19 protein-coding genes, 1 other RNA gene and 2 pseudogenes are annotated in these 15,790 nt (G+C 49.7%); 15 read left to right on the top strand and 7 right to left on the bottom strand.

All coding sequences use genetic code 11. The features are described from left to right. Positions 1-5: 5 nt before the first annotated feature. From NL324_RS05155 to NL324_RS05115, 9 genes and pseudogenes are all read left to right on the top strand, one after another. Positions 6-1,250: an NADH:ubiquinone reductase (Na(+)-transporting) subunit B gene (locus NL324_RS05155; protein ID WP_253307133.1), complete on the top strand. Its 1,245-nt coding sequence runs from the start codon at positions 6-8 to the stop codon at positions 1,248-1,250. After that, the gene (locus NL324_RS05150) at positions 1,240-2,028 is read left to right on the top strand and encodes a Na(+)-translocating NADH-quinone reductase subunit C (RefSeq protein WP_253306597.1); all 789 of its coding nucleotides are present in this window, start codon (positions 1,240-1,242) and stop codon (positions 2,026-2,028) included. Before NL324_RS05155 ends, NL324_RS05150 begins: the two co-directional genes overlap by 11 nt. Next, positions 2,021-2,650, top strand: coding sequence for an NADH:ubiquinone reductase (Na(+)-transporting) subunit D (locus tag NL324_RS05145; RefSeq protein WP_253306596.1), 630 nt, complete (start codon positions 2,021-2,023; stop codon positions 2,648-2,650). Before NL324_RS05150 ends, NL324_RS05145 begins: the two co-directional genes overlap by 8 nt. Positions 2,651-2,656: 6 nt before the next feature. After that, positions 2,657-3,253: an NADH:ubiquinone reductase (Na(+)-transporting) subunit E gene (nqrE, locus tag NL324_RS05140; protein WP_253306595.1), complete on the top strand. Its 597-nt coding sequence runs from the start codon at positions 2,657-2,659 to the stop codon at positions 3,251-3,253. Between the two features lie 20 nt (positions 3,254-3,273). After that, complete coding sequence (nqrF, locus tag NL324_RS05135) at positions 3,274-4,497, top strand: NADH:ubiquinone reductase (Na(+)-transporting) subunit F (RefSeq protein WP_253306594.1); 1,224 nt, start codon at positions 3,274-3,276, stop codon at positions 4,495-4,497. Between the two features lie 19 nt (positions 4,498-4,516). Next, positions 4,517-5,593, top strand: coding sequence for an FAD:protein FMN transferase (locus NL324_RS05130; RefSeq protein WP_253306593.1), 1,077 nt, complete (start codon positions 4,517-4,519; stop codon positions 5,591-5,593). Further along, complete coding sequence (nqrM, locus tag NL324_RS05125) at positions 5,590-5,778, top strand: (Na+)-NQR maturation NqrM (protein WP_253306592.1); 189 nt, start codon at positions 5,590-5,592, stop codon at positions 5,776-5,778. Before NL324_RS05130 ends, nqrM begins: the two co-directional genes overlap by 4 nt. Further along, entirely contained in the window at positions 5,757-6,728 is a 972-nt protein-coding gene (gene coaA / locus NL324_RS05120; protein WP_253306591.1) for a type I pantothenate kinase, read from the top strand. Before nqrM ends, coaA begins: the two co-directional genes overlap by 22 nt. A gap of 527 nt (positions 6,729-7,255) precedes the next feature. Next, positions 7,256-7,447: pseudogene (locus NL324_RS05115) on the top strand (transposase); the annotation flags it as partial. Between the two features lie 43 nt (positions 7,448-7,490). Here NL324_RS05115 and NL324_RS05110 read toward each other — a convergent pair. After that, positions 7,491-8,429 (bottom strand): IS3 family transposase, encoded by a 939-nt coding sequence (locus tag NL324_RS05110; RefSeq protein ID WP_253307079.1) that lies wholly within the window; start codon positions 8,427-8,429, stop codon positions 7,491-7,493. Next, entirely contained in the window at positions 8,357-8,656 is a 300-nt protein-coding gene (locus tag NL324_RS05105) for a transposase (RefSeq protein ID WP_253305847.1), read from the bottom strand. Before NL324_RS05105 ends, NL324_RS05110 begins: the two co-directional genes overlap by 73 nt. A gap of 80 nt (positions 8,657-8,736) precedes the next feature. Between NL324_RS05105 and NL324_RS05100 the strand changes: the two are divergent. The 4 genes and pseudogenes from NL324_RS05100 to NL324_RS05085 all read left to right on the top strand — a co-directional run. Beyond that, positions 8,737-9,291: pseudogene (locus NL324_RS05100) on the top strand (IS5 family transposase); the annotation flags it as partial. 491 nt (positions 9,292-9,782) lie between these two features. After that, on the top strand, positions 9,783-10,085 hold the full coding sequence (gene zapA, locus NL324_RS05095; protein WP_301282759.1) for a cell division protein ZapA: 303 nt from the start codon (positions 9,783-9,785) through the stop codon (positions 10,083-10,085). Positions 10,086-10,103: 18 nt separating this feature from the next. Further along, positions 10,104-10,284, top strand: a non-coding RNA gene (gene ssrS, locus NL324_RS05090) — 6S RNA. Positions 10,285-10,296: 12 nt separating this feature from the next. Then, positions 10,297-10,935, top strand: coding sequence for a 5-formyltetrahydrofolate cyclo-ligase (locus NL324_RS05085; RefSeq protein ID WP_253306589.1), 639 nt, complete (start codon positions 10,297-10,299; stop codon positions 10,933-10,935). A 46-nt stretch (positions 10,936-10,981) separates the two neighbouring features. Here NL324_RS05085 and rpiA read toward each other — a convergent pair whose 3' ends face one another. Both rpiA and NL324_RS05075 read right to left on the bottom strand, forming a co-directional pair. Next, positions 10,982-11,638, bottom strand: a complete 657-nt coding sequence (rpiA, locus tag NL324_RS05080) for a ribose-5-phosphate isomerase RpiA (protein WP_253306588.1) — start codon at positions 11,636-11,638, stop codon at positions 10,982-10,984. Positions 11,639-11,691: 53 nt separating this feature from the next. Continuing rightward, positions 11,692-12,150: an SIMPL domain-containing protein gene (locus NL324_RS05075; protein ID WP_301282776.1), complete on the bottom strand. Its 459-nt coding sequence runs from the start codon at positions 12,148-12,150 to the stop codon at positions 11,692-11,694. 90 nt (positions 12,151-12,240) lie between these two features. Between NL324_RS05075 and NL324_RS05070 the strand changes: the two genes are divergently transcribed. Both NL324_RS05070 and NL324_RS05065 read left to right on the top strand, forming a co-directional pair. After that, on the top strand, positions 12,241-12,540 hold the full coding sequence (locus NL324_RS05070) for a transposase (protein WP_253305847.1): 300 nt from the start codon (positions 12,241-12,243) through the stop codon (positions 12,538-12,540). Beyond that, a complete protein-coding gene (locus tag NL324_RS05065) occupies positions 12,456-13,406 on the top strand; it encodes an IS3 family transposase (protein WP_366516351.1) in 951 nt (316 codons plus the stop codon). Before NL324_RS05070 ends, NL324_RS05065 begins: the two co-directional genes overlap by 85 nt. Before the next feature lie 18 nt (positions 13,407-13,424). Here NL324_RS05065 and NL324_RS05060 read toward each other — a convergent pair whose 3' ends face one another. From NL324_RS05060 to fbaA, 3 genes are read right to left on the bottom strand one after another with little or no spacing between them, the layout of a single operon-like run. After that, a complete protein-coding gene (locus NL324_RS05060) occupies positions 13,425-13,691 on the bottom strand; it encodes an SIMPL domain-containing protein (RefSeq protein WP_253306587.1) in 267 nt (88 codons plus the stop codon). A gap of 56 nt (positions 13,692-13,747) precedes the next feature. Continuing rightward, positions 13,748-14,602: a mechanosensitive ion channel domain-containing protein gene (locus NL324_RS05055; protein ID WP_253306586.1), complete on the bottom strand. Its 855-nt coding sequence runs from the start codon at positions 14,600-14,602 to the stop codon at positions 13,748-13,750. Positions 14,603-14,640: 38 nt separating this feature from the next. After that, on the bottom strand, positions 14,641-15,771 hold the full coding sequence (gene fbaA, locus NL324_RS05050; RefSeq protein WP_253306585.1) for a class II fructose-bisphosphate aldolase: 1,131 nt from the start codon (positions 15,769-15,771) through the stop codon (positions 14,641-14,643). Between the last annotated feature and the right edge of the window lie 19 nt (positions 15,772-15,790).

The raw sequence follows: 15,790 nt of genomic DNA, 5'->3' as shown, positions 1-15,790 counted from the left end.
CGGTGATGAGCCTCCACCATTGGTTACAGCGTCTAGCACCTCATTGCGCCCCCGGTGGTCGCTATCAGCGCTGGCACCCACTCTATGAAGCAGTCGCCACGCTGCTGTACACGAACGGAGCAGTCACGCAAGGGACCACTCATGTACGGGATGCTCTCGACTTAAAGCGAATGATGATCTGGGTCTGGTTGGCCGCACTACCGCCAGCGCTGTGGGGCGTTTACATGACCGGCCAACAGAGCCTTCAGACGCTGAATCATCTCTACAGTGATGCGGCATTGACTCAGGTGATTAGCCACCATTGGCGCTATCACTGGGTTGAGCTACTCGGCGCCTCTTTAAGACTCCCGGGGGCTGGCGTTGGCAGTCAGCTGCTACTGGGTCTCTTCCATTTTTTACCGCTCTATATCACTATCTTTATAGTCGGAATCTTTTGGGAAGTGCTGTTTGCCATGGTACGCCGGCATGAAGTGAATGAGGGTTTTTTTGTCACCTCAATCCTATTTGCATTGATTGTGCCGCCGACACTACCACTCTGGCAAGCAGCCCTGGGGATCAGTTTTGGGGTGGTCATTGCCAAAGAGCTCTTTGGGGGAACCGGCCGTAATTTCCTCAATCCAGCGCTCGCTGGCCGGGCTTTTCTATTTTTCTCCTATCCCGCCCAACTCTCTGGAGATGCCGTTTGGATCGCTGCTGATGGCTACTCTGGGGCTACCGCTCTGTCACAGTGGGCTAGTGGCGGAGAGGCTGCCCTGCTGGATCCTCTTACGGCACAACCTTTGCGCTGGCTGGATGCCTTTTTAGGCTATATGCCGGGGTCAATCGGTGAAACCTCCACACTGATTATCTTGCTAAGCGGTGTAGTACTCCTGCTGGCTCGACTAGCCTCCTGGCGTATTGTGGCTGGCGTGATGATTGGCATGTGCAGCTTCTCTGTGCTGTTTAACTGGATAGGTTCTGACACTAACCCCTTGTTTGCGATGCCTTGGTACTGGCATCTGGTACTGGGCGGCTATGCCTTTGGCATAATCTTTATGGCGACTGATCCGGTCTCTGCGGCCTTTACTGACTGTGGCAGGTGGTGGTACGGTATCTTGATTGGTGCCATGACCGTCTTGATTCGGGTGGTGAACCCAGCCTACCCAGAGGGGATCATGTTGGCCATCCTGTTTGCGAACCTGTTTGCCCCCCTATTGGATTATCTAGTAGCCCAAGCAAACATCAAGCGGAGGCAGCGACGTGTCCAATAACCCTGAGCGTACCGGTAAAACACTAGGCGTAGTGCTGCTGTTATGTTTGATCTGCTCTATCGTCGTCGCAGGGACCGCCGTAGGGCTACGAGAACGTCAGCGACAACAACAACAGCTGGATCAACAACGGACGATTTTACAAGTCGCCGGACTACTCTCTCCCGAAATGAGCGCCGAGCAGATCATGGAGATCTTCCATCAACGGCTACAACCTCGCTTAATCGATCTGGCCTCTGGAGAATTTATGGCAGAGGATGCGAGGCTATTGGATGACCAAATGGCCGCCCGCCTCCCTGAACATAGCACTGCTTTGGCCCCAGAAGAAGATCTCGCCCACATTCAACGACGTGCTAATCAACAGCGGATCTATCTGGTACGACAGCCTTCTGGGAAGATCGATTCGGTGATATTACCACTCTATGGCAACGGTTTATGGGCCATGATGTACGCTTTTATCGCCATCCAAGCGGATGGATCTACGGTACAGGGACTCAGTTATTACCAGCATGGCGAGACGCCAGGGTTAGGCGGTGAGGTCGATAATCTGCAGTGGCGCCAACAGTGGATGGGTAAACAGCTGTTTAATGCTCAAGGCCAACTGGCCATCCAACTCAAAAAAGGCGGTAACCATAGAGCTGATCCCCATGCTATCGATGCGTTATCTGGTGCCACCCTCACCACCAAAGGAGTGCAGGGTACACTGAACTTTTGGTTAGGACCCCTGGGTTATGGTCCATTTCTGGCTAAAATCCGGGGAGGACTGTTCAATCATGGCTAAACAAAATTCTCTTAGAAAAGCGCTCCTGAATCCATTAATAGACAATAATCCTATTGCGCTACAGATCTTAGGGGTTTGTTCGGCATTGGCCGTGACCACTAAGCTAGAGACTGCACTGGTCATGGCGCTAGCACTCTCTTTAGTCACCGCCTGTTCTAGCAGCTGCATCTCATTGATTCGCCATCATATTCCTAATAGTGTGCGCATTATTGTGCAAATGACCATTATCGCCTCCTTGGTGATTGTGGTCGATCAGCTCTTGAAGGCCTATGCCTACCCGCTCTCTAAACAGCTTTCGGTCTTTGTCGGCCTGATTATCACCAACTGCATTGTGATGGGGCGTGCAGAAGCTTGTGCGATGCAGTCACCTCCCCTGCTGAGCTTTGTCGATGGGATTGGCCATGGCCTGGGCTATGGCCTGATTCTTGTATTAGTAGGGGCTCTACGAGAAGTGATAGGTTCCGGTCAACTATTAGGATTCACACTACTTCCTACGCTGCAAAATGGCGGATGGTATCTAGCTAACGGACTGTTTTTACTGGCACCCAGCGCCTTTTTTATCCTTGGTCTGCTCATCTGGGCCCTACGCACTTATAAGCCTGAACAGCGAGAGTCGGAGTAAGTCATCATGCAACACTACCTTAGCCTGCTAGTCCGGGCGCTGTTTGTAGAAAATATGGCCCTCGCCTTCTTTCTCGGGATGTGTACCCTGTTAGCCGTCTCCAAACGGGTGGCGACCGCCGCTGGCTTAGGGGTAGCAGTCACGGCGGTCTTAACCCTCTCAGTCCCGGCTAATCATCTTATCTATGCTGGGTTACTGAGAGAGGGGGCACTGCTCCCTGGGGTCGATTTAAGCTTTCTCAATTTTATTACCTTTATCGGTGTTATTTCAGCCATCGTACAGATTTTAGAGATGATCTTAGACCGTTTTTTCCCAGCCCTGTACCAGACCCTCGGCATCTATCTACCGCTGATTGCGGTCAACTGTGCTATTTTCGGCGGCGTCTCCTTCATGGTACAACGGCATTACAATTTTACCGAGTCCGTGGTTTACGGCTTTGGGGCTGGGCTCGGTTGGTTTTTGGCCATTGTGACGTTAGCCGCTATCCGTGAAAAACTACGCTACGCCAATGTGCCCGAGGGGTTACGGGGGTTAGGGATCACCTTTATTACCACCGGCTTAATGGCCATGGCGTTTATGTGCTTCTCTGGCATCCAGTTATAATTGATTAACAGGAGTACCCCATGGAAATGCTGCTTGGGATAACCCTTTTTACTACCCTGGTCCTGGCTTTAGTGGTGATTATTCTATTGGCCAAATACCAGCTGGTTAGCAATGAACAGGTGACCATAACGATTCAGGGCCACCCCGATCGCTCCTTTACTACCACGGCTGGTGGTAAATTGCTCAACGTCTTAGCCAGCCGTGGCCTCTTTATCTCCTCTGCGTGTGGCGGCGGTGGCACGTGTGGGCAGTGCAGAATCATGATTCCAGAAGGCGGTGGGAAAATTCTGCCGACTGAATTGACTCATATTAATAAACGAGAGGCCGTTAACGGCTGTCGCTTGGCCTGCCAAGTGAGCGTGAAGCAATCGATGCAATTACAGCTTCCAGAAGCCATTTTTGGTGTTAAAAAGTGGCACTGCACTGTGATCTCTAACGACAGTAAAGCGACCTATATCAAAGAACTTAAATTACAACTTCCCAATGGTGAATCGATTCCCTTTCGTGCTGGAGGCTATATTCAAATTGAAGCACCACCCCATCAGGCGCGCTATTGTGACTTTGAGATACCCACACATTATCGTGAAGAGTGGGAACAGCATCGACTATTCGACTATCACTCTGTCGTGGATGAACCCGTTAGCCGAGCTTACTCCCTGGCTAATTATCCAGAAGAGCGAGGAATTGTCATGCTCAATGTACGGATTGCCACGCCACCGGCAGCGCGTCCTCAACTGCCCCCTGGTCAAATGTCCTCTTATATCTGGTCGCTTAAACCCGGTGATCAGGTGACAATCTCAGGCCCCTTTGGTGAATTCTTTGCTAAAGAGAGTGGTGCTGAAATGGTCTTTATCGGCGGTGGGGCGGGCATGGCCCCCATGCGTTCTCATATCTTTGATCAACTCAAGCGCCTGAAAACACACCGTAAAATGACTTTCTGGTATGGTGCACGTTCCAAACGAGAGATGTTCTATACCGAAGAGTTTGATCAGCTTCAACAGAGCCACCCAAATTTTCGTTGGTTTGTCAGTCTCTCCGATCCCCAGCCGCAAGATCAGTGGGGGGGCTATACCGGCTTCATTCATCAAGTCCTCTATGATCACTATTTACAACAGCATGAGGCAGTTGATGAGTGTGAGTTTTACCTCTGTGGTCCGCCGATGATGAATCAGGCCGTAATCGCTATGCTCCAGGATCTCGGAGTGGAAGCTGATCAAATCAGGCTAGATGATTTTGGAGGTTAATCCTATTAGAACACACTGGATGAACGCTAGGCTGCAATATCTCTGTGATGCCTCCCTAGTGAAGGCTGCTGTCTCCTGGTTGCGGCTCAGCCTACTACTACTAGGCTTAAACGCTTGCCGCAGTCAGCAGCCTCAATGGGTATCGCTTTCGGGGGCGACCATGGGAACCTATTATGTGGTCAAATATTTAAATCACCCCCACTTAGCCCCCCCCAAAACCGTGCAACAAGCCTTGGAACAGCGCTTAGAGCATATCAATGATCTAATGTCTACCTACCGGCCTGACTCTGAATTAAGTCGTTTTAATCGCAGCCGTGCCGTCAATCAGCTGTTTCCACTAGCCCCTGAGACCCTGTTGGTCATCCGCGAAGCGGTGCGTCTGCATCAGCTGAGTGAAGGGGCTTTAGATATTACGCTAGGCCCCCTAGTCGATCTCTGGGGTTTTGGCCCACCCGTCCCACTGCAAGAGCGCCTTCCCACTCACCAAGCTTTAAGCCAGTGCCGGGCCTGGATCGGGTTAGATAAATTAGGGGTACATCCGACTGGTATCAGTAAACCGATTCCACAACTAGCACTCGATCTCTCTGGCATTGCCAAAGGATTTGGAGTGGATGATTTGGCAGACTATCTAGCCTCCCTGGGGATTGAGCACTATTTAGTGACTATTGGCGGCGAGATGCGCTTTAAAGGGCATAATCCCCAGCGGCAACCGTGGCGGATTGCCATTGAAAACCCGAGTGATCCCTCACAAGCTGCTAGCCGACTGCTCACACCAGGAGAGGGGGCGCTAGCAACCTCGGGTGACTACCGTAACTACTTTGAACAAGCAGGCATTCGTTACTCCCACACCCTCGATCCACGCACGGGAAGACCCATTACCCATCACCTGGTTTCAGCCACGGTGCTGCATCCCTCTTGCATGACTGCCGATGGACTCGCCACCGCTTTCTCGGTTTTAGGTCCTGAAAAAGCGCTGGCCATGGCCAATCAACACCAGATCCCACTGCTGCTGTTGGTCAAAACCCCAACAGGCTTTACTGAGCACTACTCCACAGCCTTCCAACCCTACCTGACGCTGGATAAGGGGCACTCATGATCACCTTACTATTAACCTTTGTGCTACTGCTCGGCATCGTAACTGCCATGGCGAGTGGCTATCTCCTACAACGAAAAAAGCTTCAAGGCAGCTGTGGGGGACTAAGCGCTTTAGGATTGAATAAACTCTGCGACTGTAAGACCTCTTGTCAACAGCCAACGCCATGCCAGCCCCCCAGATCCTAGCAGCCGTAGCGCAGCAGTCAGCGTACCACACGCCCTATCAGCACTATACGCCGCAAGCTTGGTCTAGCCGCTGTAGTACTGCTATCCCCTTGACTTTAAATGCAGAAGAGATTGCACAGCTGCAAGGGATCAATGATCACCTCTCCTTGAATGAAGTCAGGACGATCTATTGGCCACTGGCCTGCCTACTGAATAGCGAGATTGACGCTTATCACCAGCAGCAGGCGATTCAAGGGCAGCAGGGCTGCCTTCCCCCAGGACCGTATATCCTGGGGATTGCCGGCAGTGTCGCAGCGGGTAAAAGTACCAGCGCCCGCATACTGCAATGGCTGCTGAGCCGCTGGCCACGGGAGCGCCAGGTTGCTTTAGTCACTACCGATGGTTTTCTCTACGCTAATAGCGAATTACAAGCGCGCAATCTGCAACATAAAAAAGGGTTTCCACAATCCTACGACCGGCCGCGCTTACTGCAATTGATGAATGATTTGAAAGCGGGTCAAGCAACCATTCCGGTGCCCCTCTATTCGCATCTCCTCTATGACATCGTTCCAGATCAGCAACAGATCTTAGAGTGCCCTGAAGTGGTGATTTTAGAGGGGTTAAACGTACTTCAACAACGACCTGATGACCGCTGCCACCATTCTCAGCGCTTTATTGCTGATTTTTTGGATTTTTCACTCTATATCGATGCGCCGGAAGCACGTCTCAAACGCTGGTATATCGAACGGTTCTTGCTGTTTTGTGACCATGGTTTTCGTGACAGTCGCAGCCATTTCCACCACTATGCCCAGCTGCCGCGAGCACTGGCGATTGCAACCGCCTGTAAGATTTGGGAGCGTACCAACGGCCTTAATCTAAGCGAGAACATCCTCCCTACCCGCCAGCACGCCTGTTTAATTTTGACTAAAGGCAGTGACCACCTGGTTGAACAGATCCAACTGCGGCTATAAAACTTTGAGGAGAAGTATTCGCTGCTGGACATCCCTTCCTCTCCGTGATCCGCGGAGCTTCACCAGGACCCCCAGCTCAGTTTTTTCTCACCTAACTGAATGGTCGTTGACTAGATTGCCGGAGAAGGGCTTATGTTCAATTTTAAGCAGATCCACCATTGCTAGCAAACGTCCACTGGACAGGATAACCGGGCCTATAGCGATGGTGATAAGCTACAACCCCTATCTATCATGGTAGGGTGATTGGGATTAGTCCAACTCCAACTTCTGTTATCAGTTGACTCTGTTTCCCTTGGAGTCTGGTGAAATGCACTCATGTTTCCCATCAAGGCGGCAGCTGAGCAGGATCCACCTACCAAAAATGCTGGGGCTGGAGAGATTTCTCTGTTAATCCTACTAGCCAGGCTAATAACCTTTGAAAGTAGCTCGCCTACTAGGGCCTGTTGAGGTTTCGCTATAATTTATTGAAATATAAGAGCAAACTCGTAATATTGTCGTTGTGATACCAACAAAAAAACGAGTTTGCAATGCCCCGCTTAATGCTCAGTGATGAGCAGTGGTCGAAGCTAAAAACGATCATGCTTCAAGAAGGAATTTATGACAAGCTCAATCTTCGATTGGAAGTTGAGGGAATGTTCTATCGAATGCATGTAGGGTGCCCTTGGCGTGACTTGCCGAAGCAATTTGGCAAATCGGCCTCCCTCTACAAAAAATTTAATGACTGATCTTGCCACCTTTTTTTAGACACAGAGAAGAGAAACCTTAAGCGACCTGGGATAACCAATTTTTTTCAAAATTTACAGGAGACAGATAGCCTAGCGTTGAGTGCCGTCTCTGTCGGTTATAAAACACTTCTACGTATTCAAAAATGCTCAATTTGGCTTGTTCTCTGCTCTCAAAACGTTCAAAGTGGGTGTGCTCTGTTTTTAAGGTATGGAAAAAACTCTCTGCTACTGCATTGTCATAACAATTGCCCGTACTACTCATGCTAAGCGTTATCTGGTGATGCGCCGATACAGCCTTGAATCCTTTGCTGGTATACTGGCTGCCTCGGTCGGAGTGGTGGATGAGACCTGCAGCAGGCTTCCTCCGTGTTATTGCCTGGCGTAATGCTGCGGCTACTAACTCGGTGGTCATGTGAGCTTGCATATCCATCCCCACGATACTACGAGAGAACAGGTCCAGTACGATAGCAACATACAACCATCCCTCTTGGGTCGGAATATAGGTAATATCTGCTGCCCAGTATTGATCAGGGCGAGTGGCTGTGAACTTCTGCTTGAGTAAATTAGGCGCCACTGCGGCCTTTGGATCGACTATTGTGGTTACCTTAAATCGTTTTTTCATCTTAGCCGCAATATGGGCTGCTTTCATTAGCCGACAAACCCGTTTGCGTGAACAGCGCTCACCTCTAGCTCGTAACTCAGCATGGATACGTGGGCTACCGTAAATTTGGTTGCTTATGGTATAAACCTCTTTAATTTCAGATATTAAACGCTCATCCTCACAATAGCGCTTGGATGGCTCAGCCTTGATAAACTGATAATAGCCACTGCGGGATACACCTAACACGTTGGACATCCTCTCTACGCTGAATTCCCCAGCATGCTTTTGCATAAACTGGTATTTTACTTGCGGGCCACTGAGAAGATGCCCAAGGCTTTTTTTAGGATATCCCTCTCTTCGCGTGCTATCGCCAATTCTTTCCGCAATTGACTGAGCTCAGCATCAGACGCTTTCAGGTATCCTTTGCCCGGGAAAGCCTCTGCACCATCCTTGTTATGCTGATGGACCCACCCTGCCAATGTACTCTTGGGAACTCCCAATTCCTCGCTCAATTGACAGAGCGTTTTACCAGTGCTGTGATACAGCTTTACCGCATTCAGCTTGAATTCCTTATCATAGCTCCTTGATTCCCCTTGATTCATAACTTCACCTCAAAAAGTAACAAAAAATTATACGCTTTGTTCCTCTTCGTTGTGTCCGTTAAAGGGTAGCAAGATCAGACTGGTCGATGACTGGCAAGTGGTTAAGGATTTTTAAAGCAGTAGTCCAAGATCCTGATTTGGAATGGGTATTCATGGATGGAAGCTATGTAAAGGCCCACCAACATAGTGCAGGGGCTGCTGGTAAGGATTGTGAGGCCATTGGCATCAGCCGGGCAGACCGTACCAGTAAGATTCACCTGGCAGTAGACAGCTATGGATTACCCATTTCTTTTAAAATTACCGGCGGACAAGTTCACGACTGTTTAGCGGCTCCGAGCTTGATAGAATCCTTTCCACCCCCTGAAGTTCTGACGGCTGATAAAGGTTATGACAGCAAGGCAATACGCCAACAAATCTCTGAGAAAGGCACTGTTCCGAATATACCCAGAAAGAAAAACTCAGTGATAGGGAACGCTAGCCTAGATAGGCATCTGTATAAACTCAGACATCTTGTGGAAAATGCCTTCGCCAGGCTAAAGCATTTTCGAGCCATTGCCACCAGGTTTGATAAATTGAAGCGCAATTATCAAAGTATGCTAGCCATGGCTTGTAGTTATCTATGGCTGCCCATGTGAAACCTCAACAGGCCCTAGTTTATCCATGTGCTGTTTATCAAAATCACTTTTATTAACACAATCACCCGACCAAATATTTTTTAAATTCAATATCATTGAATTCAACTTCAATCTGATATCATTTACTGCAGCATTGGTTAATTTTGACACGCCACTCATTTTTACAATTTACCTTATCATTTAACATACACCATCCATTTTACTATTTTTTGTTATTAAAACAATTATTTTTTATGACTTAAGGGCTGGATGATATCGACGGGCTATTTCAGCAATGGATCAGGGTTGTACTGGCGCTATCCTACAGGTCATGCTAGAGTAAACAGGGTAGAGCACGCTGTCGTAGGCGATAGCCTATGAAGTGCCTGAACCGCTTGCAGGCGGTGATTGAGCCCTCTGTTCGTGCTCAATCACTCTGGGAGATCAGCTGCCAGCTTCTGAGCTGATCGCTGTTTGACTAACCCCGCAACCTATCAGCGATGACATAAAAAATGGTTAGTATTCAAATACTCGGACGTAAATTCACTGTGAATTGTCCCGTTGAAGAACAAGCAGATCTGCAACAAGCAGTGATTAACTTGAATGAACGCTTGCAAGATCTCAAACAACGGCTTAAAGTGGTTAATAGTGAACAGTTAGTGATGGTTGTCGCGCTGAATCTCTGCAATGAGTTGCTCCAGAGTAAGCAGAGAAGTCGTGAGCAGTTCGACGTTGTTCTCTCCAAAACAGGGCAGCTACAAAAGCGCTTAGAGCAGGCGTTGATGAAAACTAGATTGGTTGCTTCACCAGATTGATGAACTATAATCAGTGTTATTCCCCTGGGATGTAGGTTAGCGGGTTGATTCCCTGAGCCGATAATAATAATAGAGCAGGCCTTGTTACCACTAGTGAGCACGCTCGGCCTTGGTTGAGAAGCCTAAGGTGGTGACCGACCTGCTCGCCTTGAACCCTGGGTTCAAGGGTGACTGCTCGCGACGACATCTTGGGGACTCTACCTCCTCACTTATGACTACAGAACCCCTTAGGCCGACGCCTAACGAACAGCAGCGCCAAGTATTGCGCCGCCTGATGCGCCAGCGGCGCGCTCGCTTAACATCCAGCCAGCAGCACTCGGCAGCGCTAGCACTGCAGCATCGGCTCTCTGCTCACCCAGCCCTGCAACAGGCGCAACACATCGCACTCTACTGCTCCTTTGATGGAGAAATCGACCCGCAGCCGCTCTGTCAACAGTTATGGTGGCAACACAAGCAGCTCTACCTACCCAAACTTGATCCACAACGAACAGGAGCGCTGCTGTTTTTTCCTTATAGCAGCGAGACTCCATTACAGCGTAACCGATTCGGCATTCTAGAGCCGCTGCTACCGCTGGAAGCGGCTTGTCCACTCTCCCAATTAACGGTGATTTTACTGCCGGTAGTCGCTTTCGACAGCGACTGTCACCGACTGGGGATGGGCGGTGGCTACTATGATCGCACCTTGAATGCCCATCTTCAGACAGATCCGCGGCAACAACCGCTGATCATGATTGGCTTAGCCCATGACTGTCAACAGATCACCTCGTTACCACGGGCTTGCTGGGATCGGCGTCTAAACGCCGTCATGACCCCGAATCACCTATTCTTCACCGAGGATTTTGCCCGCTGATTTTCAATGAAAACCCCTTGAAAATTAACCCAACTCAGGTAATGGATTAGACGATAATCTGCACCCCATCAGGGGTGCCTACAAGTACCGTATCTGCTCCACGGTGTGCAAATAGCCCAACAGTGACCACACCAGCAATGCCGTTAATCTGCTGCTCCAGGGTACAGGGATCTCTAATCATCAGTCGATGGACATCTACAATCAGATGGCCATAATCTGTGACAACCCCTCGACGGTAAACGGGATGCCCACCCAATTTGATCAGTTCACGGGTGACATACTCCCGGGCCATGGGAATGACTTCAACCGGCACGGGAAATTGACCTAACCGGCTCACCTGTTTGCCGTGATCAACAATACAGATAAAGTGACGTGCCATGGCGGCGATGATTTTCTCGCCCGTTAAAGCAGCTCCCCCACCTTTAATTAACTGCTTATGAGGATCGACCTCATCAGCACCATCGATATAGCTATCTAGCATCGTCACCCGATTGCTATCCAGTATTGGAATGCCTAGCGCCTGCAACTGGCGAGTAGAGGCTTGTGAGCTTGAGACTACCCCTTTAATCGGGATGCGGCAGGTGGCTAAAGCTTCAATAAAATAGTTAACCGTAGAGCCAGTCCCAATGCCTAGAAGCTGTTCAGGTTGAATATAAGACAACGCTGCTAGGGCAGCCGTTTTTTTAAGCCATTCAATCGTCATACTGATCTTCTGTTTTTATACGCCCCAACCGCTACACTCCCTCTCATGACTGGCTATGAAGCCTTCAGTGTGAAGATCACCTCAACTTGATCAGTAAAATAGAGCGTTTGCGGCAGATAGCTCTGATCAGTTTGAGTCACCGGGAGTGCATCGAGTAGCTGGGATCGTGCACGGAAGCGCGGGAAGGACTCCAGGGTCTGATAGCGTATACTATAGACGCTCCCCCGTTGGCTATTCAACTGAATGGCGATAGGCTCTGCCTGGCTGATGGCATCCTGGATAGCCTGCTCCCGAGCACGCAAACGGTGAGGCTTTTCATCTGCCACGCCAAAGGAGAGTGGTTGCAGCTCCTGTAAGCCGCAGCGTAGAGCCTCTTCGAGTACGCGATTGAGAATCGTTAATGGCTTTACGGTCACCGTGATTTGGCGCGTCAGTTGATAGCGTACCGGATGAGGCTCTTGACCTGGCCCTGTTGGTGTGATTCGTTGGCTCTGTAGCCGGCTGGCATCAATGTGTGCTCGAGAGTGATCTTGCTACCCTTTAACGGACACAACGAAGAGGAACAAAGCGTATAATTTTTTGTTACTTTTTGAGGTGAAGTTATGAATCAAGGGGAATCAAGGAGCTATGATAAGGAATTCAAGCTGAATGCGGTAAAGCTGTATCACAGCACTGGTAAAACGCTCTGTCAATTGAGCGAGGAATTGGGAGTTCCCAAGAGTACATTGGCAGGGTGGGTCCATCAGCATAACAAGGATGGTGCAGAGGCTTTCCCGGGCAAAGGATACCTGAAAGCGTCTGATGCTGAGCTCAGTCAATTGCGGAAAGAATTGGCGATAGCACGCGAAGAGAGGGATATCCTAAAAAAAGCCTTGGGCATCTTCTCAGTGGCCCGCAAGTAAAATACCAGTTTATGCAAAAGCATGCTGGGGAATTCAGCGTAGAGAGGATGTCCAACGTGTTAGGTGTATCCCGCAGTGGCTATTATCAGTTTATCAAGGCTGAGCCATCCAAGCGCTATTGTGAGGATGAGCGTTTAATATCTGAAATTAAAGAGGTTTATACCATAAGCAACCAAATTTACGGTAGCCCACGTATCCATGCTGAGTTACGAGCTAGAGGTGAGCGCTGTTCACGCAAACGGGTTTGTCGGCTAATGAAAGCAGCCCATATTGCGGCTAAGATGAAAAAACGATTTAAGGTAACCACAATAGTCGATCCAAAGGCCGCAGTGGCGCCTAATTTACTCAAGCAGAAGTTCACAGCCACTCGCCCTGATCAATACTGGGCAGCAGATATTACCTATATTCCGACCCAAGAGGGATGGTTGTATGTTGCTATCGTACTGGACCTGTTCTCTCGTAGTATCGTGGGGATGGATATGCAAGCTCACATGACCACCGAGTTAGTAGCCGCAGCATTACGCCAGGCAATAACACGGAGGAAGCCTGCTGCAGGTCTCATCCACCACTCCGACCGAGGCAGCCAGTATACCAGCAAAGGATTCAAGGCTGTATCGGCGCATCACCAGATAACGCTTAGCATGAGTAGTACGGGCAATTGTTATGACAATGCAGTAGCAGAGAGTTTTTTCCATACCTTAAAAACAGAGCACACCCACTTTGAACGTTTTGAGAGCAGAGAACAAGCCAAATTGAGCATTTTTGAATACGTAGAAGTGTTTTATAACCGACAGAGACGGCACTCAACGCTAGGCTATCTGTCTCCTGTAAATTTTGAAAAAAATTGGTTATCCCAGGTCGCTTAAGGTTTCTCTTCTCTGTGTCTAAAAAAAGGTGGCAAGATCAGAGATCCCCGCACGCTGTAAAAAATCTAGATAACGGTTGATCTGCTGATCAATCTGCTGTTTAGCCCGCTCTACGGTTTGGGTCTCCAGCGTGATTTGTAGCTGCAGCACTGCCTGATCAGGTTTGACGGCTACACGGCCATGCCCAACCACCGCAATGTGAGGTCCTATGGGCGGCGTGATCTCAGCCGCCTGCAGGCCCGTGGCAGACCAGAGCAGTAGGAGTACAGCGATCCTCAATTTCATGGCGACACTCCTAGGGTGTGTTGTTTCCCGGGGTTGGTGGTTCCACCACGCTAAGCCTAGTGCTGGCGGCTTCTAGAGTGGAGATGAATATCCATTTGGGGGAATGGAATAGCAATTTTATGGGCATCTAACTGCTTTTTAATCGTCTCTAGAAGATCAAAATAGACCGGCCAGTAATCCGCATTATTAACCCAGCAGCGTACCGTAAAATCGAGGGAAGAGGCGGCGAGTTCTTTTAAACGTACCGTAATCCCTAAAGATTGTAAGACGCGAGGATCAGCGGCTATCAGCTCAGTCAATAATCCTTTAATCTGATCAATATCAGCACTGTAGGCAACCCCGACTAAAAAATCGACCCGCCGTTGTGGTTGGCGCGAATAGTTGATAATCGTACTTTTGATAATGGCGCCGTTGGGGAGTATCAAGAGCTTATGATCAGGGCTTTTAAGTACCGTCGAAAATAGATGAATCTGGGCAACCGTACCGGTGACTCCAGAGACCTCTATCGTTTCATCCACCCGGAAGGGACGGAAGAGCACCAATAAAATACCCGCTGCAAAATTGGCAAGAGCATCTTTCAGGGCAAGCGCCACTGCTAAACCCGCGGTGCCTAAAAGAGCTAATAGGGAGCCTGTCTGTACCCCTATAGCCCCTAAGGCGGCAATGATCCCGATTAATAGCACCAGTGCCTGGATCACCACGCGGACAAAACCGATGATAGTATGATCGACCGACTGCCGTTGCAACAGAGCGGCTACTCCCCGTGAGCAGCCACGAGCAAGCCAGCGGCTGATCCAAAAAATCAGCAGCGCCGTGAGCAGCTGAAACAGCACGTGCAGCAGCGACTGCTGGTGTTGCAATAACCAGCCCCTGAGCTGTTGGGGTATGGTGACGATAGTCAATGAGTCCATGCATTCAACCGCTTGTTAACCTATTGTGGGAGGTTAGGCTAGCCATCAACCTGGCTAACCCCTTCAATATCAGCAGGATTGCTGGCTACTGATGGTAGCCGCTGCCAGGCATTTAGATCAGCGAAAGCTTGCTCTAAACGCTGGACCATCGAGACTTGACCCGCCCGTAACCAAGCCCGCGGATCATACTGCTTTTTATTCGGTTTATCGGCACCCTCTGGATTGCCTAACTGCTGCTGAAGATAGGCTTCATGGGCTTTATAGTAGTGTAATATGCCCTGCCAAGTGGCCCATTGGGTGTCAGTATCAATGTTCATTTTAACCACGCCATAACCAATGGCTTCACGGATCTCTGCCAGTGAAGAACCAGAGCCGCCATGGAATACAAAATGGATAGGATCGGCAGGTAAATTAAAGCGCTCAGCAACATATTGTTGTGAGCGTTGAAGGATCTCTGGCTTTAGTTTGACATTCCCTGGCTTATAAACACCATGGACGTTACCAAAGGCTGCTGCAATAGTAAAACGATGACTGATTTGGCGGAGGCGCTCATAGGCGTAGGCCACCTCCTGCGGTTGGGTGTACAGCAGCGCATTATCCAGCTGACTGTTATCGACCCCATCCTCCTCACCACCGGTACACCCTAGCTCAATCTCCAGGGTCATGCCCATTTTAGCCATCCGCGCTAAATAATGGCAGCAGATATCCAGATTCTCTTCCAGCGACTCTTCAGAGAGATCGATCATATGGGATGAAAAGAGCGGTTTACCGGTATTGGCGAAATGCTGTTCTCCCTGCTCTAATAATCCATCAATCCAGGGCAATAGTTTTTTAGCAGCATGGTCAGTATGCACCATGACCGGCACACCATAGGCCTCCGCCATGGCATGCAGATAATGAGCGCCACAGACGGCACCTAAGATAGCCGCTTCGGCACCTGGTAACGTCAGCCCCTTGCCCGCCATAAAAGCAGCCCCACCATGAGAGAACTGCACAATCAGGGGTGATCGGACGGTAGCCGCCGCCTCGAGGGCGGCATTGATGGAGTCGGTCCCAATCACATTCACAGCGGGTAAAGCAAAGCGATGTGCTTTAGCCAGCGTAAACAGCTGCTGGACTCCATCACCGGTCACTACACCGGGTTTGATGCGATCAAAAAGTTGTGACATAGCGCCTCATGTGCTCGAT

Origin of the sequence: unidentified bacterial endosymbiont (genome assembly GCF_918320885.1) — a bacterium.
GTDB lineage: Bacteria > Pseudomonadota > Gammaproteobacteria > Enterobacterales.
Note: the sequence above shows the minus strand (reverse complement) of the source record. Positions and strands in the feature narration are given on the sequence as shown.

Excerpts from the sequence above, each read along its gene's own strand:
- rpiA (WP_253306588.1), bottom strand. The coding sequence starts at position 11,638 with ATGACGATTGAATGGCTTAAAAAAACGGCTGCCCTAGCAGCGTTGTCT.
- zapA (WP_301282759.1), top strand. The coding sequence starts at position 9,783 with ATGGTTAGTATTCAAATACTCGGACGTAAATTCACTGTGAATTGTCCC.
- NL324_RS05085 (WP_253306589.1), top strand. The coding sequence starts at position 10,297 with ATGACTACAGAACCCCTTAGGCCGACGCCTAACGAACAGCAGCGCCAA.
- nqrM (WP_253306592.1), top strand. The coding sequence starts at position 5,590 with ATGATCACCTTACTATTAACCTTTGTGCTACTGCTCGGCATCGTAACT.
- NL324_RS05070 (WP_253305847.1), top strand. The coding sequence starts at position 12,241 with ATGAATCAAGGGGAATCAAGGAGCTATGATAAGGAATTCAAGCTGAAT.
- NL324_RS05105 (WP_253305847.1), bottom strand. The coding sequence starts at position 8,656 with ATGAATCAAGGGGAATCAAGGAGCTATGATAAGGAATTCAAGCTGAAT.
- NL324_RS05130 (WP_253306593.1), top strand. The coding sequence starts at position 4,517 with ATGAACGCTAGGCTGCAATATCTCTGTGATGCCTCCCTAGTGAAGGCT.
- fbaA (WP_253306585.1), bottom strand. The coding sequence starts at position 15,771 with ATGTCACAACTTTTTGATCGCATCAAACCCGGTGTAGTGACCGGTGAT.
- NL324_RS05055 (WP_253306586.1), bottom strand. The coding sequence starts at position 14,602 with ATGGACTCATTGACTATCGTCACCATACCCCAACAGCTCAGGGGCTGG.
- nqrE (WP_253306595.1), top strand. The coding sequence starts at position 2,657 with ATGCAACACTACCTTAGCCTGCTAGTCCGGGCGCTGTTTGTAGAAAAT.
- NL324_RS05060 (WP_253306587.1), bottom strand. The coding sequence starts at position 13,691 with ATGAAATTGAGGATCGCTGTACTCCTACTGCTCTGGTCTGCCACGGGC.
- NL324_RS05155 (WP_253307133.1), top strand. The coding sequence starts at position 6 with ATGAGCCTCCACCATTGGTTACAGCGTCTAGCACCTCATTGCGCCCCC.
- nqrF (WP_253306594.1), top strand. The coding sequence starts at position 3,274 with ATGGAAATGCTGCTTGGGATAACCCTTTTTACTACCCTGGTCCTGGCT.
- NL324_RS05145 (WP_253306596.1), top strand. The coding sequence starts at position 2,021 with ATGGCTAAACAAAATTCTCTTAGAAAAGCGCTCCTGAATCCATTAATA.
- coaA (WP_253306591.1), top strand. The coding sequence starts at position 5,757 with ATGCCAGCCCCCCAGATCCTAGCAGCCGTAGCGCAGCAGTCAGCGTAC.